Annotated in this window: 17 protein-coding genes; 1 reads left to right on the plus strand and 16 read right to left on the minus strand. The window is 49.1% G+C overall.

What is annotated here, in order from left to right; genetic code table 11:
• Window positions 1–115: 115 nt before the first annotated feature.
• From NYE74_RS23845 to NYE74_RS23890, 10 genes are all read right to left on the minus strand, one after another.
• Window positions 116–1,177: an NAD(P)/FAD-dependent oxidoreductase gene (locus tag NYE74_RS23845; protein WP_124331529.1), complete on the minus strand. Its 1,062-nt coding sequence runs from the start codon at window positions 1,175–1,177 to the stop codon at window positions 116–118.
• A gap of 147 nt (window positions 1,178–1,324) precedes the next feature.
• Window positions 1,325–2,353 (minus strand): ABC transporter substrate-binding protein, encoded by a 1,029-nt coding sequence (locus tag NYE74_RS23850; RefSeq protein ID WP_036624048.1) that lies wholly within the window; start codon window positions 2,351–2,353, stop codon window positions 1,325–1,327.
• 16 nt (window positions 2,354–2,369) lie between these two features.
• The gene (locus tag NYE74_RS23855; RefSeq protein ID WP_124331530.1) at window positions 2,370–3,131 is read right to left on the minus strand and encodes an ABC transporter ATP-binding protein; all 762 of its coding nucleotides are present in this window, start codon (window positions 3,129–3,131) and stop codon (window positions 2,370–2,372) included.
• 4 nt (window positions 3,132–3,135) lie between these two features.
• The gene (locus NYE74_RS23860) at window positions 3,136–4,215 is read right to left on the minus strand and encodes a FecCD family ABC transporter permease (RefSeq protein ID WP_316560485.1); all 1,080 of its coding nucleotides are present in this window, start codon (window positions 4,213–4,215) and stop codon (window positions 3,136–3,138) included.
• A 305-nt stretch (window positions 4,216–4,520) separates the two neighbouring features.
• Window positions 4,521–4,856, minus strand: coding sequence for a hypothetical protein (locus NYE74_RS23865; RefSeq protein ID WP_124331532.1), 336 nt, complete (start codon window positions 4,854–4,856; stop codon window positions 4,521–4,523).
• Between the two features lie 270 nt (window positions 4,857–5,126).
• Window positions 5,127–5,252, minus strand: coding sequence for a hypothetical protein (locus NYE74_RS23870; RefSeq protein ID WP_265416180.1), 126 nt, complete (start codon window positions 5,250–5,252; stop codon window positions 5,127–5,129).
• A 93-nt stretch (window positions 5,253–5,345) separates the two neighbouring features.
• On the minus strand, window positions 5,346–5,612 hold the full coding sequence (locus NYE74_RS23875) for a hypothetical protein (protein ID WP_124331533.1): 267 nt from the start codon (window positions 5,610–5,612) through the stop codon (window positions 5,346–5,348).
• A gap of 28 nt (window positions 5,613–5,640) precedes the next feature.
• Window positions 5,641–6,447: an HAD-IIB family hydrolase gene (locus tag NYE74_RS23880; RefSeq protein ID WP_036624053.1), complete on the minus strand. Its 807-nt coding sequence runs from the start codon at window positions 6,445–6,447 to the stop codon at window positions 5,641–5,643.
• Window positions 6,448–6,901: 454 nt separating this feature from the next.
• Window positions 6,902–8,122, minus strand: coding sequence for an MFS transporter (locus NYE74_RS23885; RefSeq protein WP_240751561.1), 1,221 nt, complete (start codon window positions 8,120–8,122; stop codon window positions 6,902–6,904).
• Window positions 8,123–8,305: 183 nt separating this feature from the next.
• The gene (locus NYE74_RS23890) at window positions 8,306–9,310 is read right to left on the minus strand and encodes an ROK family protein (protein ID WP_036624055.1); all 1,005 of its coding nucleotides are present in this window, start codon (window positions 9,308–9,310) and stop codon (window positions 8,306–8,308) included.
• A gap of 195 nt (window positions 9,311–9,505) precedes the next feature.
• On the opposite strand from NYE74_RS23890, the gene NYE74_RS23895 reads away from it, so the two are divergent.
• Window positions 9,506–10,444: a VOC family protein gene (locus NYE74_RS23895; protein WP_278739237.1), complete on the plus strand. Its 939-nt coding sequence runs from the start codon at window positions 9,506–9,508 to the stop codon at window positions 10,442–10,444.
• 94 nt (window positions 10,445–10,538) lie between these two features.
• On the opposite strand, the gene NYE74_RS23900 is transcribed toward NYE74_RS23895, so the two are convergent.
• From NYE74_RS23900 to NYE74_RS23925, 6 genes are all read right to left on the minus strand, one after another.
• Window positions 10,539–11,741 (minus strand): macrolide family glycosyltransferase, encoded by a 1,203-nt coding sequence (locus tag NYE74_RS23900; RefSeq protein WP_124331536.1) that lies wholly within the window; start codon window positions 11,739–11,741, stop codon window positions 10,539–10,541.
• A 24-nt stretch (window positions 11,742–11,765) separates the two neighbouring features.
• The gene (locus NYE74_RS23905) at window positions 11,766–12,959 is read right to left on the minus strand and encodes a hypothetical protein (RefSeq protein ID WP_213510019.1); all 1,194 of its coding nucleotides are present in this window, start codon (window positions 12,957–12,959) and stop codon (window positions 11,766–11,768) included.
• A gap of 184 nt (window positions 12,960–13,143) precedes the next feature.
• Complete coding sequence (locus tag NYE74_RS23910) at window positions 13,144–14,553, minus strand: MFS transporter (RefSeq protein WP_036624059.1); 1,410 nt, start codon at window positions 14,551–14,553, stop codon at window positions 13,144–13,146.
• A gap of 20 nt (window positions 14,554–14,573) precedes the next feature.
• Complete coding sequence (uidA, locus tag NYE74_RS23915; protein WP_124331732.1) at window positions 14,574–16,376, minus strand: beta-glucuronidase; 1,803 nt, start codon at window positions 16,374–16,376, stop codon at window positions 14,574–14,576.
• 172 nt (window positions 16,377–16,548) lie between these two features.
• A complete protein-coding gene (locus NYE74_RS23920) occupies window positions 16,549–18,054 on the minus strand; it encodes an ABC transporter substrate-binding protein (RefSeq protein WP_036624061.1) in 1,506 nt (501 codons plus the stop codon).
• Window positions 18,051–19,652, minus strand: a complete 1,602-nt coding sequence (locus NYE74_RS23925) for a response regulator (protein WP_036624062.1) — start codon at window positions 19,650–19,652, stop codon at window positions 18,051–18,053. The genes NYE74_RS23920 and NYE74_RS23925 overlap by 4 nt, the downstream gene beginning before the upstream one ends.
• Between the last annotated feature and the right edge of the window lie 3 nt (window positions 19,653–19,655).

Here is a 19,655-nt window from a genome sequence, read left to right on the forward strand (position 1 = left end):
GGTAAATTATCCCGCCCTTTTTATGAAATCTCGTTCAAATGAACACTAACATGCAATCAAAAAAAGACTGCCAATCGGCAGTCCTTGAAGGGGATACATTCAACCATTTTCCCGCTCATGCGTCTTCCTCCGCGACGCCGAGCGCAATGTTCTTCTCCTTAAATATGGCATTATGGGAAGAGACGTAAGCCGCCGCAGGCGCATCCGGCTCCAGGTACAGCTTGGCGCTGTTCACCGCCAGCGCCGCATCGGTGAAGGCGCCGGCGATCAAATGCAGCTTGCCGGCATAATGAGCCACATCTCCGGCGGCGAAAATCCCCGGGAGGTTGGTTGCGAGTTTTTCGTTCGCGCGGATGTCCCATGGCCCCATCTCCAGCCCCCAGTTGACGATATTGCCGAAATCGCCGCGCAATCCGTGATTTACGATCACCGCATCCACTTCGAGCCATACCGCTTCTTCCGACAATCGGCCTTCCGCGTCGACGCGCGCGATCGATACCCCCTCGATCGCCTTGCCGTCCGCGCTGCCGCGCAGCTGTTTCACGGCATACGGCGTAAGGACGCGAACCGAGGACTGCATCATCCGTTTCACATTGCGCTCATGCCCTCCGAAACGCTCGCGGCGATGTACGACGGTGACGCTTGCGGCTAACGGTTCCAATTCGTTCGCCCAGTCCACCGCAGAATCGCCGCCGCCGGAAATGAGCACCCGTTTGTTGCGGAATACCTCCAGTTCCTGCACCGTATAATGCAGATTGCCGACCTCGTAACGCTCGGCCCCTTCGATGTCCAGCTTCGCGAGTTTTAACACCCCCCGCCCCAAAGCGAGGATCACCGTTTTTGTCCAGTGACGCTCGCCCGTTGCCGACGTAAGTATCATCGTGCCGTCGGCCCGCCGTTCCAGTTCGCTGATCTGCTGCCCCAATACGATCGTAGGATCGAACGTCATCGCCTGTTTGATCATTTGCTGCGTAAGCCGCTCGCAGCGAATCGGCGTTACTCCGCCGACATCCCAAATCATCTTTTCCGGATAAATCAGCGTACGGCCGCCGAGCTCCTCCTTCGCCTCGATCAGCTTCGTTTTCATGTCGCGCATTCCGCTGTAGAAAGACGCATACAATCCGGCCGGTCCGCCTCCGATAATCGTCACGTCATAAAGTTCCAAATCTTGCGTCATCTATTTCCCTCCCGCCTTTTAAGTCCCAAATTGCGCCCGGTGCAAGCGGCTGTAAATCCCGCCGCGGCCACCAGCTTTTGGTGCCGGCCCTGCTCGGCGATGCCCCGGTCCCCGGTCGGTCACAACCACGATGCGGTCGGCTGTTTGCTATTTAAACAAGTCCGGGTACATCTCCTTGGCCAACCATTCCATCCCATCGATCGTATTGTAGCTGTATCCGAACATATAGTTATAATCCACCGCGTAAATTTGCTGGTTTTTGATCGCTTTCATGCTGGATAATTTGGGATTGGCGTAAAGCGCTTCTTTGAGCTTGTCGGCGCTAACGCCGCCGGTTGTGGCCCAATCCGGAATGATTAGCACGTCCGGGTCAGCCTCAATCAGCGATTCTACGCTAACCTCCCCGGTTTCATTCTTAAAAATATTGTCCAATTTAACCATTTTGAAAGCGTCGTTGAAGAACGTTTCATCTTGGGCCGCGTAGACGTTCACTTCTTTGGGATCGCTTATATGCAAGTAAGCGAACGTTTTTTCCTCCGTAATGCTTGATAGTTTCGAGGCGATGGTTGCTTGTCTGTCCTTTAACTCCTGAATAAAGCTCTTGGCTTGATCCTGCACGCTAAAGATCTCGCCTAAATTCTCCAGATCTTTATAGATCGAGTCATACGTTCCCCCGGCGACCGAAGATTCCAGGACGTACGTTTTAATGCCCATGTCGTTAAGCGCGTCTACGGTTCCCACTCCCCAGTCGGCATTATCGAACAAACCGCCGCGGCCGAATACCAGGTCGGGGTTCGTTCCCAACGTCACCTCTTTGCCGACGTATTCGTCGCTTAAAATATTCAATTTGCCGTATTCCGCTTCCACCGCTTTATCCGGGGCTCCGAAATTTGCCCCTACCCCGGCGATTTTGTCGGCCAACCCCAAATGGAGCAGCAACTCCGCCGCCGGTCGGGTATTGGCCATAATACGTTCCGGCGCTTTATCGAACACTTGCTCTTTCTTTTCCCAAGTCGTTCCGCCCTCCGCCTTCGTAAAGTTTTGAATCGTTACAGGATAGCGGCTTTGCGCTTCGGTTTGCGTTTCGTCCGGGCCGCTTGTCGCCGCCGTCCCTCCGCAAGCGCTTAATGTCAGCATCACGGCTAAAGCGATGCCTGTTAGCACATGCTTTTTCACTGATCATTCTCCCCCTTTATATTCCAAAAGCGAACCCCAGCCCGTTCGTAACGGGATTAATATAAGTCTGGCATTTGACTTGATAGAGCGACTCGATGGTTTCCGGCGTCAGTACCTGATCCGGCGTGCCGTGCGCATACACCTCGCCGTTTTTGATCGCATACAGATAATCGCAATAATGCGCGGCCATCTCCAAATCGTGAAGAGCCGCCAGTACGCCGATGTTTAAACCTTTCACACAGGACAAAATTTCCAGCTGATAGCGGATGTCCAAATGGTTCGTCGGTTCGTCCAAAATCATAAATTTAGGCTGCTGCGCGATGGTTCGCGCCAAAATCACCCGCTGTTTTTCCCCGCCGGACAGCGATAAATAACTGCGGTCTTTATAATCGATCAGATTCGTTCGCGCCAACGCTTCCTCCACGATCGCATAATCTTCCCGCTTATCCGACTCCAGCAATTTTTTATGCGGCGTTCGGCCCAGCATCACCATTTGCTGAACGGTTAAATCAAAATTCATTTCATTAAATTGGCCGACCACGCCGAGGCGCTGGGAAACTTTTTTTTCGGAGGTCTTCAGCACGTCCATGTCATCCAAAAAAACGGTGCCTTTTTGGGGCACTAAGCTTTTGTATATGCTTTTTAACAGCGTCGATTTTCCGCAGCCGTTAGGCCCGATCAGGCCGACGAATTGCTGGTTCTTCACCAGAATCGAAACATTTTTGACGATTTCCTTTTTGCCGATGCGGACTTCCATTCCTTTCGCGGTCAATTCCATTTTGTCACCCTCCGAAATTGTAGCCTTTTTTTACGATCATGTAGATGAATAACGGCGAACCGATCACCGAAGTAATGATCCCGATGGGTAATTCGACATTGTGTATGAGCGTTCCGGATAAGATGTCCGACCATATCAAAAACAGCCCCCCGAGCAGAAGCGTTCCCGGCATCAACCGCTTGTGGTCCGCGCCGAACAGGCCCCTGGAAATATGCGGGACAATCAGCCCCACGAAACCGATCATTCCAGCATAAGCAACCATGGTTCCCGTGATAAGAGCGGCGGCGATCATATAAAATTTACGGTAGGCGCTTAAATTGATGCCGAGGGTAATGGCGGATTCGTCGCCAACCAGCATCGTATTGAGCACCCGGTGTTGAAACAGAAACAGGGCGCATCCCAGCAAAACGACAACCGCCATGATCGGCGCTTTTTCCCAACTGGACGAGGCCAAGCTCCCCATGGACCAAAAAGTGACCGTCTTAATGCCTTCGGCATTGTTGGCAAAATAGATGATCAAACTTGAAAAGGAGCTGCACAACGCGCCGATGACAACCCCCGACAAAACGAGCTTCACTGAGGTCGCTTTGCCGCCGATGCTGGACAAAACAAGCACCGCGACCGAAGTGATCATAGCGCCGACAAAGGCTCCAAAAGCAACGCCGAACTGGGACAACAGGGCGCCGCTGCCAAACCCGACCAGAATAGCGAATGTCGCCCCTAGCGACGCCCCCGACGAAATGCCGAGAATATAAGGATCGGCGAGCGGATTTTGCACCACGGCCTGCATCACGGCTCCGCACAAAGAAAGCCCCATGCCGATGAGCAAGGCAAAAATGACGCGGGGCATTCGAACCTGCAAAATGATATTCAAGTAAGATTCGCTTTCGACTTGATCCAATGACCCCCATTGGCCGTTTGTCAATGTATGTACCATGATCTCCATGGCTTGACGGAACGGAATATGAACCTGACCGATGGATACGGAAAAAACGGCGGATATGAGAATCAAGCATAATAAGAAAAATATGAAAACATAGTAGATGCTGCCTAGCTTTTGTTTTTGGACGTCTACGCTGTTCAAAAATTCACCTCCTCAGCCATTGCGCTAGCAAAAAATATATGATAATGAGAATCATTATCATATATTACGTTATAATTTGCCAAAATTCAATCGCTATTGAGAAAATCGCAAAAATAAACAGCAGTAACTGAGAGTCGCTCTCAATTACTGCTGTTGTAATAGTACATTAGTTTTCGATAAAGGCGGAAAGCTTTTAAAAGTGGTGATCCCCTTGTGCTCCAAAGCCCGTCTGGCAGGATTCGAAAGCAGCGAAAGAAATCCCGTGTCCGGATTCAGTTTTGTTCGCAAATTCTCTTGTATTTAGTTCATTTTATAAAGCTTGTTTTCTTCAGCTTCACCACTTGCTCTTCGGACAGCCCCGTAACTTTGGCTACCAGCGATATCTCCATCCCCTCACGGAGCATATTGAGGGCAGTTTTCTCGATGCCCTTTTCCATGCCTTGTTCTATCCCTTTCTCTATACCTTCCTCCATACCTTCTTTCAAACCTTCCTCGTATTCCAAACGACTCCACGCGGGCATCAGTTTCATCATGGATTCACCTTCCTCCGGGTATTGTTCCTTCAACTCTTCCAGCAACCGCTTATCTTCCTCGGGATCGGTATTGAAATACAGATCCGCCACCGACATGATCAGGGCCATCGCGCATCATCCAACCTTCCTTGCAGCCGTAAAATCCTCCGTAAATAAATCGTTATGAACTTTGCGATAGACGTCAACAAAATCTTCATAATTTGGCTCATCAATCAAAAACATCAAATCGGCTTCCACAGGCGCCGGTTTGGGTTGGCACGGGAACGGGGAGCCTGCCTTTCAAGCGGCTATGTTCCATAAGCCAAATCGTAATCGGCACATAATGATCAATGAGAGCGGTCCATTTTGGGGTCGATGCCCGGCTTTTTTCATAAACCTTTAGGAGAAGGAGCTCTCGCGGCTGTATACTTTAAAAGCAAGCGCCGCCCAACCGCCCTGTTGCGGTAATTTATTGGTAACTTCTAGATCGTAATGCTTTTTCAAAAGGTTTGTGATCTTGTCCATGAGGTTCCCCCAAAATTTCCATGAAAATAATTGTAATCGTAACTGTCTCAGACTATCGTTTTTCATGAAGTGGGTTATGCCGAATTTTGCGGTCTATCCATTTGGAAGATAGTCCTCTACATCAAATTCTCTATCTTTAAAATAATATTTTCGATCCTCTTCCGTGATTTCCCGGACCACTTTGCATGGGCTTCCTACGGCAATCACATTATCCGGAATATTTTTCGTCACCACACTGCCTGCCCCGATCACAACGTTGTTGCCCACCTTGATATTTTTTCCATAATCACAGTGAAAAGGCGGTTCAATGTGTACATTTGCGCCTGCTTTTCCAAGAGTACTTCGGATCATTTCATCCATTTTTGCCTTTTCGTCCGGGCGTATTAAATTATACTTTCGTTAGATCCATCAGCTTCTGTATAGTCAACAACACACCATTCTCTTCATTGGACTTTGTGATAAAACTGGCCGCTTTTTTGGTATTCTCGCAAGCATTGCCGACCGCAAAGCTGTACTTTGCAATGCGCATCAGTTCCACGTCATTTTCACCGTCCCCAAAGGACATCGTTTCCTCGAACGTCACTCCGAGCATATCCTGGAGTTTTTTGACCGTTTCCCCCTTATGGGTGTGGAGCGCGGTAATGTCCAGCCATCTAGGTTCAGAATCAACGATGTAGATTTGCCCCAGCAGCATATTTTCCACATGTTTTCTTAACGCTGAACTGCGGCCTTCGGGATCGTAAACGGTAATTTTAATAAAATGACCGTCAATTTGCCTAAACGAGTCAAGTTTAACCACTTTTTCATAAGAGCCTTTAACCACGCTGAACAATTCGTCTTTTATCGTGGCATCAACATAAGCCGCTTCGCTGGTACAGGCAATAATCGTCATCTTCGGGTCAAAATTTTGAATCTCTTCAATGGATTTCCGGGCCAGATCATAATCAATCGTAAACTCCTTGACAACCTCCCCATCCTTTTTGATTCTTGTTGCGCTATCTCCCAGAATCCAGATGCCTTTGCCATGCTCTCCAAACAACTTCTCCACTCTCTCGCATTGCTTCCCGGTACAGGCAGCGAAAGCCATACCTTTTTTCTGCATTTCGGCATATACCCGGTTAAACAAATCGATATCAAACGATCCCTCATTATTTAAAAAAGTACCGTCCAGATCGGTCACGACGAGTTTAATCATGTCAGTCCTCCTTCTAGTGCACGTTCTTATCTTCGTCCTCATCCCCATTTCCATGAACATTGCGTGTGAACTTCTCATGTAAACGTCGGGCGTAAATATGTGTCCGGGGAGATTCAACCGCACCTCTAACCGCAAAATAGACGCCAATCAGTATGCATATACCTAAAACGGCTTGAACGATGATTGACATGGCGCACTCTACCCCCTTTTATAAAAGTTAATACAACCCCTTTATAATGTAGTTTTATAAAGTATCTGCACCAATCACGTGATAACTTGGCTGATACATTAAAAGCATAAATGTTGGAACGCGTTACATGTCAAGGTTTAATTCTATTCAAATAAATCCTCAATGGAACGAACCGGTTTCACCTCCACGGGCTGTTTCGGCATCGATAGACACGTGTAGGTTCCAGTCCATATGACGGCACATAAGATAATGTATGAAAGCATCCTAAATCCTCGCTTTCTCTTGTTTGCTTAAAATGCGGTTTATTTTCTCCGCGCTCAACATCATGAAGATAAGAAAAGCAAGCACAACAAACGGGAACAAGGTTATGTCCGTCTGTGTGGCGATGATTCCAAAAAGCGGGGGAAGAAATGTGGTTCCCGTATATGCGGCCGCCATCTGATACCCCATCAGCCTCGCTGAATTTTCCCTTCCAAACCGGGCCGGCGTTTCATGAAGAAGCCCTGGATAGACGGGAGCAAGGCCGAGTCCAATCAGAATGAATCCAATGAGGGAAAGCGGAACGGACAGCGGAAGCAAAAGGATGATCCCGCCGGCAATGGCGACAATCTGACCGCACCGGATTAACACACGATTATGGACTTTCATCGTAATAAAACCGGTAACCAGCCTTCCGACGGTAATTCCCCCGTAGTATAAAGAGATCCAGCCGGCAGCCGTCTCCGCCGCAATATTTCCCGCACCGACCAGGTAGGTGGCTCCCCATAACCCTACCGTGGTTTCAACCCCGCAATAGAATAAAAAAGCGATAAGGGAATATTTGACGCCTTTGATGCGGAGGACATTGGCTTTGGAACTTCCGTTCGGCTGCACGATCACGGATTCAACTTGGGTCTGTTGTACTTCGTTTTGCGAATGTTCAAGCTCGCGGCGGGCGGCGACGCGTTTCCATAGGGGGAGCGTAACAAACAAGATAATGACGAGTCCGAACTGTACCATCGAAATTGCTGCATACCCCCCTCTCCAGGAGTGATGGCCGGCAATATAGGCGGACATAATAATCGGCCCCATGGTTGCCCCCACACCCCAGAAACAGTGCAACCAGTTCATATGATAGGCGTTGTAATTTTCAGCCACATAGTGATTCAGGGCCGCATCAACGGCACCTGCGCCAAGGCCAAGAGGAATGGCCAGAAGAACAAGCCAGATCATCGAGGGAGCCACAGAGAATCCAAGCAGCGCACCGGCAGTCAGACAGCAGCTAATCAGGGTAACCTTGCCCGTCCCCAAGCGCTGAATTAGGCTCCCGCTAGCCAGACTGGATACGATGGTCCCTCCCGCCACAACCATGGACAAGATCCCGGCAGAGCCGAAGGAAGCACCGATGTCGGGCCATATCACGGGCCAGGCCGATCCCAGCAAAGAATCGGGAAGCCCCAGGCTAATAAACGCCAGATATATAATGATTAAGAACCAAGTTGCCATAGCAGTTCCCCTTTCATAGTGAAGGTATATGATCCCAGTTTCATCTGCTTCCTAATGAAAGCACCTTACTTAAATCACTTTATAAAGTTCATTTATTTAATATGCATCAGCAGCTCTCTTTTGTCAATACATGGAGTTGAACGGCAAAAAGAAAACCCCAAGATTCGATCAAGGGGTTCCAAGTCAATTAAAATGGCTTAAGGCCGGCTCCAATTCTTTGAGCGTCAGCCAGCGCATGCCCGTCTCAAAATCCTGTTGAAAGGTCTCCTGCAGAATCACTTCAGGATATGACGGCATGGGATGCTGAGTCCGATAAGCTTCCCACGCGGAGTTCCAGATATCCGCTCCCACCATGTCCTGGTATATCACGATTTTGTCCGGAGCAAGCACGGCATTTACGCTTTGAATGACTTGGCATACCGAGCCCACAAACGTTTCCTTGTCCATCTCATGATACCAGTCCACATCCATAGGAAGGAACTTGATCTCTCCGGCCATGCCGTTTTTTCCTTTGAATACTTTTCCATCAAGATAAATGCCCATACCTGGCGGGTATTTCGCGGGAAAATAAATACCCAGTACACATTGCTCGTCATCCGGATCCCGGTTCGCACAATACCCGCTGATAGCGGCATTAACATCATTCTCCACCATAACGGGCAATCCAAATTGCGTTTCAATATCTTCAATCATGCGCACACCCATCAGCGCCTGATGAGCGCTCACCGTAATCTCGCCATTGACGGCCTGTCCGGGAATGCCGATGCCAATTACTTTAATGGAGGGATACAACGTGAGGAAGCGTTCAATCATGTCATAGAACTGTTGCCGGTCAAAAACAGGCATTACATATTCTTCTTTTTGCAAAATATGATCTTCCAGATTCACGACTGCCGCGGAAATAAGCTCCTGCCCTTGGGTCTCCTTCATGTAAATGACGAGCGCGAGACTAAAATCGTAATTGTATCGATAGGTTAGCGCCGGTCTTCCCCCGTTGGACGGAACGGTTTCGTCCTCAAATATCTCACCAAGGTCATGCAGTTCTTTTACGAGGGAATTCACCGTAACTACGCTCAGTTTGGTCAACGCAGCCAGCTGTGGTTTGGTTGCCGTTTCCACCCGTTTCATCGCCTGGCGCACATTGTTTAAATTGATTTCTTTTATTAAATTAGCGTTTGCTTTTTTCATCAGTATCCCTCTTTAATGAGCATGTTTCCAATCCATAACCTGTTCGCACATATAGATAATTTTACACGGATATCCCCCGGTTTTCATCTTTTTCTATATGCCGCCGACAGGGTAGCAATCGATAAGAAACGTAAATTCAATTTTTCGGGTACAATAAAAACGATTGTCCACCTTACAATTTAGGAGGAAAATGTGATGAATGACGCCAAAAACGGTTCGCTGACCCGTTCCATCATCCCGCACCTGTGGTTCGACAAAGCGGCCAAGGAAGCCGCGGAGTTCTATTGTACCGTCTTCCCGGATTCTAAAGTCACGAGCGCAGTGACCTTGCGCGATACGCCCTCGGGCGATTCCGATCTCGTTACGTTTACCGTCTGGGGACATCCGTTTATGGCGATCTCTGCGGGGCCGTACTTTAAGATCAACCCTTCCATCTCGTTTATCGTAAATTTCGACCCGTCCCGGGAGGAGAACGCAAGGGAGATGCTCGACGAGGCGTGGAGCAAGCTGTCCAAAGACGGCACCGCGCTTATGCCGCTGGATAAGTACCCGTTCAGCGAACGGTACGGCTGGATTCAGGACAAGTATGGCGTTTCGTGGCAGCTTATGCTGACGAATCCGGACGGGGAGCCGCGGCCGGCGATCATCCCCTCCATGATGTTCGTGGGCGAAAATTACGGTAAAGCGGAACAAGCGCGCGAGTTCTATCTTTCGGTCTTCCGCAATGCCAAATCAGGAAACCTGTTTCGGTATGGCCCCGGCCATGAGCCGGACCGGGAGGAAGCGGTGATGTTCACCGACTTTATGCTGGAAAATACCTGGTTTACGGCCATGGACAGCGCGCATGAACACCATTTCAACTTCAACGAAGCGGTTTCCCTGTTGGTTAATTGCGAGACGCAGGAGGACATAGACTACTACTGGGAAAAACTTTCCGCCGTCCCCGAAGCCGAGCAGTGCGGCTGGCTCAAAGACAAATACGGCGTTTCGTGGCAAATCTCCCCCGCTCTGCTGGACGAAATGATGACCAAGGGCACGCCCGAGCAAATTGACCGCGTCACGCAGGCGTTCTTGAAAATGAAAAAGTTCGACCTTGCGGAGCTGCAAAAAGCGTTCCAAGGGGATCGAGGATAAATCGCCGCGCTTGAATGAACTCGTAAAAAACGGGAGAATGACACGGCCCGCCGGCCGGCATCCTCCCGTTTTGCACTTTATTTTGCCGTTCAAATTATTCAGTTATGCCCAAACTTCGTTTATACGCAAAAATCTCTTCGACAGCCTGCTGATAGCCGCCCGCGGCCCGGAACGAATCGCCGAGTTCAACGCATGCCTTGCGGATCGACGGATCGCCCAGCACCTTCTCCGCCGCCTCTCTGAGTTCTCCCGCAGTTAAGTCTGCTTGATTTAACTGGACGCCTGCGCCCAGTTCAGCGACACGCCGGGCTATTACAGGCTGGTCGGCGCTTTGGGGCAGTACGATCAGCGGCACGCCATAATACAGGCCTTCACTGGTGCTGTTCATCCCGCCGTGGGTGATAAACAATTTAGCGCGCTGCAGCACTTCCAGCTGCGGTACGTAGCCCGCCACGATAAAATTCGCCGGAATATCTCCCAATTCCTCCATCCGGGTTCGGCTGCCAACGGATAAAATCACGGTGTACTTTGTTTCGGCGAACGCCGCAAAACAAAGCTTGTAAAAATCCAACGCCTGGTTGAAAACCGTGCCGAGCGATATGTAAATCAGGCGTTCCGTGTCCACTCGGGAGAAATCAAATGAATCGTTGGAGCGCGGCACGACAGACGGCCCGACAAACTTGTACGTCTCATCGAAACTTGCTCCATCGGGTTGGAAGGGTCTCGAAGTGTAAACAATGGTCATGGGCGCTGGATTGCAAAAAACTTCGTAAGCGGAGCCCGCTTGCACATGGTATTTCGCTTGCACCTCGCTGACCAGCTGCTGGAACTCCTTAATGGCCCGTTCATTCACGTCTGCCGGAAAATGGCGCGACAAGCCCTCCTGCAGACGGTCAAAGCCGCTTTGCTCCATGGCAAAACTCGAGCATGAGTTGATCGCCGGCAAACCGAGGATTTGCGCAAGCAAACGCCCGCAGCCGAACATCGAGTCATGGATGATGTAATCAAAGCGCTCTCCCTTGGTTTGCTCCAGGACGCTGGGAATGACGATATCGGCGGTGCGCAATAGTCCGCCTACCCGCGCCCAAGGCGTTCTTCCGCCCGCAAGGAACGCCTCCAGAAATTTCCCGACGTCGAAGGTGATCGCTTTTGCGCCCGTCCGCTCCACGCGATCGCGAAATTGCTCGGCAACGAAATACACCACCTCTTCGCCGCGATGGACAAGTTCCTGCACCACACCGAGAGTTGGATTGATATGTCCCTCGGAGCCTCCATTGATAAATAAAACGCGTGCCATAGCCATCACCCTTTCTTGACAAATTTATTCGTATTCTCCGCCGGTCGGCTTCAATTCGTCAAGCGGAACAAGCGACGCGGCGGCAAACAGCAATTGCTCCTTGCTGACCGACTTGGCCGTGCTGATGGAAATATGCGTCGATCCGCGCGTGATATACCAAGTCCCGTTTCCTTCCTCCTGCTGCCGCAAATCCATGCTCGACTGCCGGACGGCAAAATGCGGGTATGTCAGCTTCACCACCCCAGCTTTCTCTTGCTCCGCTGTCATTCCGTAGTCCGTAGCAACGCCTTTTCGCGGTACGTAAGGATCAAAAACGCGGGCGGCTTCGGCTTGTTCCCGGATGTGTTTTACTTCTTCGCTTGTATATGGGATGGTAACGAAACGGTCGGAGTAGTATTCGTCGCTTGCGTACTGGCCAAATTCTTGCAGTCCGCCCTTTTTCATCCAATACAGCTTGACGTGGGACTGATCCTTGCCGAACGCGGCCAAAACCGCCCCCTCCTCGGTGATGGAAACAGCTTCCGCGCGCAACGCTTCGTTAAGGTTGCTCCGCTCGATATGCCCGTCTTTCCACCGGTAAATCGACGTATGCGGGACCGTCCCCGAGCTCACGATCACCTCAGGCAAGCCGTCGTGGTCCACATCCGTTTCCGCGGCATAACCTTCATCGATCACCATAAGCTGCACCGGCTCCCCGTCTTGCAACTCAATGTAACGGGTCATGGAAGCGGCCGCGCCGACGGCGCCCTGGATTTTGACGACTTTTTTACCGAATAACATAATGCTCTCGACAGTCACAGCGTCGTCCTGATCGTAATGATATCCGGCTACCGTTCCCAAATCGTACACGAGATGATCTCGGACTAAGGCTGCATAAAGAGAATCGGTATCGTTCTTGCGGGTATAAATGACGATCTTGTTTCCCCGGGAAGCGTCTCCCCCGCTCAAAGCTGTTTCTTTCACGATGCGATCCGCCTGCTGCAACCCTTCTTCCAGCACTTGGACTTTCCCGGAGCCTTCATATTTTTGCCACAATAGCGGCAGTTCCCCGCCTTCAGCGGCATCTGCAAAGGTTGCCGAAGCGCTGGCCGTATTCGATATTTGCGGCGATGCCGGGCTGTCCTTTGCCCCGGAAGCTTGCCCGGGATCCGCAACGTTCCCGTAAGCTGCGCTCAACAACAAGCAGGCGGCGCTAATGACCAAAATTTTAAAATTCAAATAAGATCACTCCAAACGACTATGATACTCTTATAGACGCATGAACATGGAAAAAGTTGATATTACTCCTTGTTTTGCTGTAACTCTTATTATACACATCAAGAAAAAGAGGTAAAAACCAGGAAGCGATCCGATATCACGCGAGTGATACAGGATCGCTTCTTCATTTTGGCTGTTTGTTGAATTAACCGTTCCTTTTTTTCTTCAAATCTTCCGCAAGCTGCAGAGTCCGATTTTTGCTCAACGGGTACAGCAGAACGATAACTAAAAATGCAAAGAGAATAATGATCGCCGGCGCGAGAGTAGCCAGCATATAGATACCGTCCAAGGTTCTTTGTTCCTGAACTTCAAGCTTAACATTGTAGCCAACAAGTCCGATGGCAAATCCGCCAACTCCTCCGGCGACCGCTTGGCCCACCTTTCGCGAAAATGAATAGACAGAATAGATGGTACCGTCCTCCCTCAAACCTGTTAGAGATTCATGATAATCAATGATGTCCGTGACAAAGGCCCAGATCATTAAGTTAAAGAAAGCGTAACCAAACATGCCGATAGCGGAAAGGGCCACAAATTGATTGGCTGAAAGATCCGGTAAGAAGTACAGTATTCCATATGCCATGACGGTCAGAAGCAACCCCACACAGGTAATTTCTTTCTTGCCAAATTTTGCAACCAGCGGTTTGGCCAGGGGCATGGCGATGAGAACGGTTGCCACCTGCATTACACCTACCAGGCTTAATGCTGTAGAGCTACTAAAATAATCTTTAAACAAATATACGTTGGTACTTCCCATCAAGGTCAAAAACACTATAAAAATCAACGATGCAGCCAAAATTGAAATCAGCGGCTTGTTTTTAAGCAATCCCTTTAATGTTGTAGACATAGAGGATTTAACTTTATTATTTGAGTTGTAGGAAGTAATTCGCTCTGTAGACAATCGGAAGCATCCAAGATATGAAGCCAAAGATAAAATGGCAAAGAGAACAGCAGCAAGCAAAATTCGGTTTGCGTCTATCTTGTTGTCTACAAAAATAATCAATGGGACTACCGCATTGACAAACAACTGAGCGATGGTGGCACCGAGCGTACGGAAAGTAGATAAAGTAGTGCGTTCAACAGGATTACCTGTGATGACAGATGCCATAGAACCATAAGGAATGTTGACCGTGCTGTACAAAGTACCCCATAAAATATAAGTCACATAGGCATACGCAACGTAAAAGCCGTCTGACAACCCGGGAATGTGTACAAACATTAACACGCCACAAATGACGAGCGGAAATGACATTCTAAAAATCCAGGGCCGGAACTTCCCCTGTTTGCCCGGATTTCTTGTGTCGATAAATCTGCCCCATGTAATGTCCGCGAGCGCATCCCATAGTCTTGCGATCATGAAGAGAACCCCTACAGCAACTGGGCTGATCCCCAGAATGTCTGTATAATAGACCAATAAGTAGGATCCTACGAGCATAAAGAAGAAGTCATTGCCTAAATCCCCCAACATATAGCCGAACTTATCTCTAAAACCAAACTTTCTGGTCTGTGTGCCTGTTTGCTCAATTTGCAAAGTTTCGAGATTTTTTTCCGGATTCATGTTTCCTCCACCCCCGCTGATTATTCGCTCTGTTTATAATGGAAATCAGGAATTTGCGTCCACCGTTTCCTTAATTCATGGGCTGCGGCTTTAGGCTTGCGATCCCTGGTGAAGATCCCTTTTTTATTGCCCTGTACACGGATGATTCCCTGACTTGTGGCAAAATCCGCAAAATTCCAGACCTGCTCCCCCACGAAATGGTCAAATTCATCAAAGATTTCGTGGTTTGCCTTGTAAAACTCCACTTGGTATTCTTCCGTAAACATAATGGGTTCCACATCATGAAGGCCGGCGATCGTATCGGTTCCATATTCGGTCATCATAATCGGCTTTTCCGGGCAGCGCTGCAGCCAACCGTTAAGTTCTTCGCGTAACTTGGCTTTCGCGGACTTTAAATCTCCCCCATCAACATACCAGCCGTAATAACGATTAAATGCCAGCACATCCACCAGCTCGGCGATTTTATCCGCCTTTGGCGAAGCCTCGATATGAGTGACTAAGGTAACCGGGCGTTGTTGCGGGTCGGCTTCCCTCATCAATTCAATAAGCGGTTTGAAGTATTCATAGGCACCTTCTTCATAAGAAGCTGGCTCATTAGCTACATTCCACATCACTACGCAAGGATGATTTTTGTCGCGTTTAACCAAATCGTTGATCACCTGCTGATGATGCTCAAAAGTCTGTACCTCTTTCCACGTATTTTTCTTCTCACCGCCGGTTAACATCACCAGAAAATTCAGATCCAGACCTACAGCAGGAGTTTCATCAATAACCACAAACCCTTCCCGGTCGGCGAGACGCATGATTTCTTCCGCATAGGGATAATGAGCGGTGCGGAAAGAGTTGGCCCCCATCCATTTCATCAGATTAAAGTCCATGATATTAGCGGCTTCATCCATCCCTCTTCCGTGAATGGGCGTGTCCTCATGTTTGCCAAACCCTTTAAAATAAAACGGTTTATGGTTGATCAGAAACTGTCCGTTCCTAACTTCCACAGTTCTCACGCCAAAGGGCTGCTCGTATACATCGATCAAGCTGTTATCCCGGATTAGCTCTATTTTTAATGTATATAAATAAGCGTTCAAAGGCTGCCATAGCCGTACATCGGAAATGGTGACAGCACCTTCGGCACCGTCTGCCGCGGCTACCGCTCGCCCGTCTTCGTCAAGCACGGTTACGTGAACGTCGGCGGAGCCCGAAAAATCTACAGAATAATTCACCACACCGGAATTCCCGGCAATGTCCGTAACCACCGTGACATCCTGAATAAACGTTTGAGGAGTCGTGTAAATCTTCACGGGGCGCTGAATGCCGGCATAATTAAAGAAATCGAAATTGGGACGGTTTTTAAGTTCTTTACCGCCTCCCGGAAGCTCAATCTCCGTATAAAGCCCTACAGGCAGCGTCGAATAATCAACAATATTGTTAACGGCCACAGTCAAACGATTTGCCCCCGTATGGACGAAATCATCAATCACCGCTTCGAAAGGAAGGAATCCCCCTTTATGTTCGACAACAAACTCCCCGTTGACATAAACCTTGGCCGTATGTGTGGCTGACCCAAACCTTAACACCAAACGCTCGTCCTTCATCGCACCGGGCAATGTAAATTCTTTCTCGTACCAAACCCAACCTACATGATCACGAATATCGGCGGTTACCCCGATATCGTTGAAAGAGGCTGGGACGGCCATTGGAATCGCATCTTGCAATCTGGATTTATACCACTGCTCATCAAAACCGGCACCATGATCGAGCTTGAAGTTCCACACTCCATTAAGCTCAAGCAAACTGCGGGTTTCGGTCATTATGGGATACAACATCAACAACACTCCTTGTTTCATGCTCTGGTCATGTACCCTCATAATAATGAAATCCTGTTTGTCCAACTACCGTTTCCCCGACTTCCTCTTTGCACTTTGCCGACTATTTTGCGCCAACAAAAAAACCGGTCAACGTCAGGTTGACCGGAGCATAAGCAATTTTCCGAACTCGTTACTTATTGTTTTTCGCCCACTCGTTGAGCTGCTTTTGTTTCTCCGCGATAATTTTATCGATTCCGGCGGATTTCAACTTGGAAATAAATTCGGGCAATATCTTATCCGGATCGACGCTGCCCGTTTCGAGCGGAAGCTTGTATTCCGTAACCACATTGGACACCGCGGCGTATTCCGTCTTAACAGGACTTGCATCGAACGTAAAGCCAAGCGCCTTGGATTTTATTGCCGACTTGTTGAATTCATCCATTTGCTGCCAAATCGTCGGGTCGCTTCCTTTAAATACATAAGACAGGAATTGATTGCCGAACAACCATCCCAAATTTAAACTGTAGCCCGAAGTTTGAGCGTCGATGCCATGAGGAAAATCAATGACGTTATCCGAGTGTGACACATAATGCTTCCCTTCGATCCCCCAATCGAATAGATTCACGATTTCTTTGTCCGAATACATCAGGTTCAGGAAATCCATTGCTTTGTCCGGTGTTCTGGAATTGACCGGAATCCCCCACATAACACTCGTTACGTTTGAGGTTGTCGATACCGGCGGAAGCAAGCTTGCCGTAACCACCGCTACGCCGCTGCTCTTCGATTCTTGCTGTTCAAACCCGGGCTTCATGTTGGAGAAGTAGGAAAAACCGCGATTGAACCTGATTAAATCGAACTGGGACGTTTTATTCGTTGCGGCATCTTTCTGGATTAAACCTTGAGTGTACCAGCTTCTCATCTTTTGGAGAAACTGCGCATATTCCTGAGATTCGTATAAATTGACGACTTTGAAATTGTTGTCATAATTCGGCAATACGCCAATCGAATCGCCGAGCGTGTCGAACGTGTGGTACGAATCAAGCATGGACCGGCCAATGTTGCCCGGAATCAACGGCGCTACATTGGGCTCATTAGCCTTGATCGTTTTCAAGACCGCCTCTACATCATCCAGCGTACGAATGTGGCTGACGTCGATATGATATTTATCCGCGAGATCCTGCCGCATGGTAAATCCATGATTGTTGGCAAAGTCGCGTACCGTCGGAATACCGTAAATAGCCCCTGAAATTCGGGCCGCTTTCAAATAGACGGGGTCCAGCGCTTTTTGTATCCCTTGGCCATGCTGCTCAAGCAGCTGGTCCAGCGCAACGAGTTGCCCTTTTGCAACATAGTTGCTGTAATTATTTGCTTCGACAAACATCAAATCCAGCTTGTCCTCACTGCTGAGCATCAGATTGACTTGTTGGTCCCAGTTCCCGTAGCTGATCGGTATTAATTTTACGGTTGCATTGATTTTCTCCTGTGCGATCTTGTTAATCGAATCCTGCACCAAAGGCAAGTCCTTTGGCACTGCTCTGAAGATCGGGAAAGCCACATTCAGCTCCACCGCTTGTTCCGTCGGCTTCGCGGACCGATCTCCCGCTGCCGGCGCTTGTCCATTATTGCCGTCACATGCAGATAAAAGAAGCGCCGCCGCAACGAGGAGAGCGCTTACACCCTTTAGGCTTATCGTCATGACCATTCCCCCTGATTTGCCTGGCGATATTCGTTTGGAGTAAGGCTGGTGTACCTCTTGAACATCCGGGAAAAATGAGAAAAGTTAGCATAACCGATATGGGATGCGACGGCGCTGATCGGCATATCGGTATTGGCGAGCAGTTCTTGCGCCCGCTTGAGCCGTTCCTGAAACAAATAATCCGAGACAGCCATCCCGGTCTCTTTCTTGAAGATCCGGGTCAGATAGTCCGGGTTCAAAAACACGTGATTCGCTATGTCTTCCCGCGACAGATCTTGTGCAATATGAAGTTTAATGTAATGCTTGACTCTTTCGATAACACTCTTCGATTGCTCAACCGTGTTTACATATTCCAGCGCTTTGCCAACCGTATGCTTCATCCATGCGGTCAGTTCGGTCACGGAACGGGTTGCGCTCGCAGCAAGTCCCACTGAAACGTTATCGCTGAACAATTGATGAGCCTGAATCCCTTTGGTCTGAAGCATATAATACAACATCTGCTCGAAATCCTGATAAAATTGGCGCAGCAGCTTCGCATCCAATGCATCCTGCTGCACGAGCCGATCTAAATAACCGGCCGCCTCTTCCAATACCCGGCTGTCCTTTCCCTCCTTCAGCATGAGCGCCCACAAGCTCATATCAGGGAGCCGATTGACGGGAGGTAGTAATCGAACACGGGACAGCAGGAAAACCTTATTGTTATATGCAACATTGTTTACCTCTAAAGCGTTAAGCCGGTTTACCATATCGAACATCTCGTGTCCGCGGACACTTTCTCCGATGTAACAGGATAAATCGCAGTAAAAATACTGCCTGCAACTCGCGATGTATTGTTCGCAAGCTTCCCTCAGCGATGATTCGATCTCTCCATTGCTCTCCGCGGATAAAATGGCCAGCAATCGTCCGCTGCCGATCACAATTACTTTTCCGTCTTGACGGGGACCGAGCAAAATTTCTTCGGCAGAACTTCTAAGCGCAAATTCCAAAATCTTCTCATCGCGCAAAGTCAATAGTTTATGCCACCTCTGCACACTAATAAGAACCGGCACAAATTTCATATCTTCGGTATAAGGGAGATTGCGCTCGTCCGCGGCCCGCTTTACCGACTCCGCTTGCGGCGGGATCGTCTGGTCCAAAATATCCAGCCAAAACCGTTCGATCAACACCGGCTGATGCCGGAACCAGAATCGGCCATATTGGCTGTATTCGGCTAATTCCGTTTTCTTGTTAATTTTATGGATCGCTTTAAGAAGTACTTTCTCAAGCTCGCCAAAAGGGACCGGTTTGAGAATGTAATCCAGACTCCCTAATTGGAGAGCCTCCTGGGCATATTTGAAATCGGCATGGCAGGTCAGGAAAATCGTTTCCGTCTGCGGATACCGCTCCCTGACCCATGCCGTCAACTCCAATCCTGTGGCCTGCGGCATTTCAATATCGCACAGCATCATATCGATCCGTTCTTTTTCGAACAGCTCCCTGGCTTGTTTTACGGTAAAAGCGGTGAACACGGCTGTTATGCCTAGCTTATGCCAATCCATTCCCGAACGGATCCCCTCTACGGCATGAATTTCATCGTCAACAATCAATAATTGAAGCATTCC

Source organism: Paenibacillus sp. FSL P4-0127 (genome assembly GCF_038007325.1).
GTDB classification, from domain to species: Bacteria; Bacillota; Bacilli; order Paenibacillales; family Paenibacillaceae; genus Fontibacillus; species Fontibacillus macerans.

Excerpts from the sequence above, each read along its gene's own strand:
- NYE74_RS23845 (WP_124331529.1), bottom strand. The coding sequence starts at position 1,177 with ATGACGCAAGATTTGGAACTTTATGACGTGACGATTATCGGAGGCGGA.
- NYE74_RS23855 (WP_124331530.1), bottom strand. The coding sequence starts at position 3,131 with ATGGAATTGACCGCGAAAGGAATGGAAGTCCGCATCGGCAAAAAGGAA.
- NYE74_RS23865 (WP_124331532.1), bottom strand. The coding sequence starts at position 4,856 with ATGGCCCTGATCATGTCGGTGGCGGATCTGTATTTCAATACCGATCCC.
- NYE74_RS23870 (WP_265416180.1), bottom strand. The coding sequence starts at position 5,252 with ATGGACAAGATCACAAACCTTTTGAAAAAGCATTACGATCTAGAAGTT.
- NYE74_RS23875 (WP_124331533.1), bottom strand. The coding sequence starts at position 5,612 with ATGGATGAAATGATCCGAAGTACTCTTGGAAAAGCAGGCGCAAATGTA.
- NYE74_RS23880 (WP_036624053.1), bottom strand. The coding sequence starts at position 6,447 with ATGATTAAACTCGTCGTGACCGATCTGGACGGTACTTTTTTAAATAAT.
- NYE74_RS23885 (WP_240751561.1), bottom strand. The coding sequence starts at position 8,122 with ATGGCAACTTGGTTCTTAATCATTATATATCTGGCGTTTATTAGCCTG.
- NYE74_RS23890 (WP_036624055.1), bottom strand. The coding sequence starts at position 9,310 with ATGAAAAAAGCAAACGCTAATTTAATAAAAGAAATCAATTTAAACAAT.
- NYE74_RS23895 (WP_278739237.1), top strand. The coding sequence starts at position 9,506 with ATGAATGACGCCAAAAACGGTTCGCTGACCCGTTCCATCATCCCGCAC.
- NYE74_RS23900 (WP_124331536.1), bottom strand. The coding sequence starts at position 11,741 with ATGGCACGCGTTTTATTTATCAATGGAGGCTCCGAGGGACATATCAAT.
- NYE74_RS23910 (WP_036624059.1), bottom strand. The coding sequence starts at position 14,553 with ATGAATCCGGAAAAAAATCTCGAAACTTTGCAAATTGAGCAAACAGGC.
- uidA (WP_124331732.1), bottom strand. The coding sequence starts at position 16,376 with ATGTTGTATCCCATAATGACCGAAACCCGCAGTTTGCTTGAGCTTAAT.
- NYE74_RS23920 (WP_036624061.1), bottom strand. The coding sequence starts at position 18,054 with ATGACGATAAGCCTAAAGGGTGTAAGCGCTCTCCTCGTTGCGGCGGCG.
- NYE74_RS23925 (WP_036624062.1), bottom strand. The coding sequence starts at position 19,652 with ATGCTTCAATTATTGATTGTTGACGATGAAATTCATGCCGTAGAGGGG.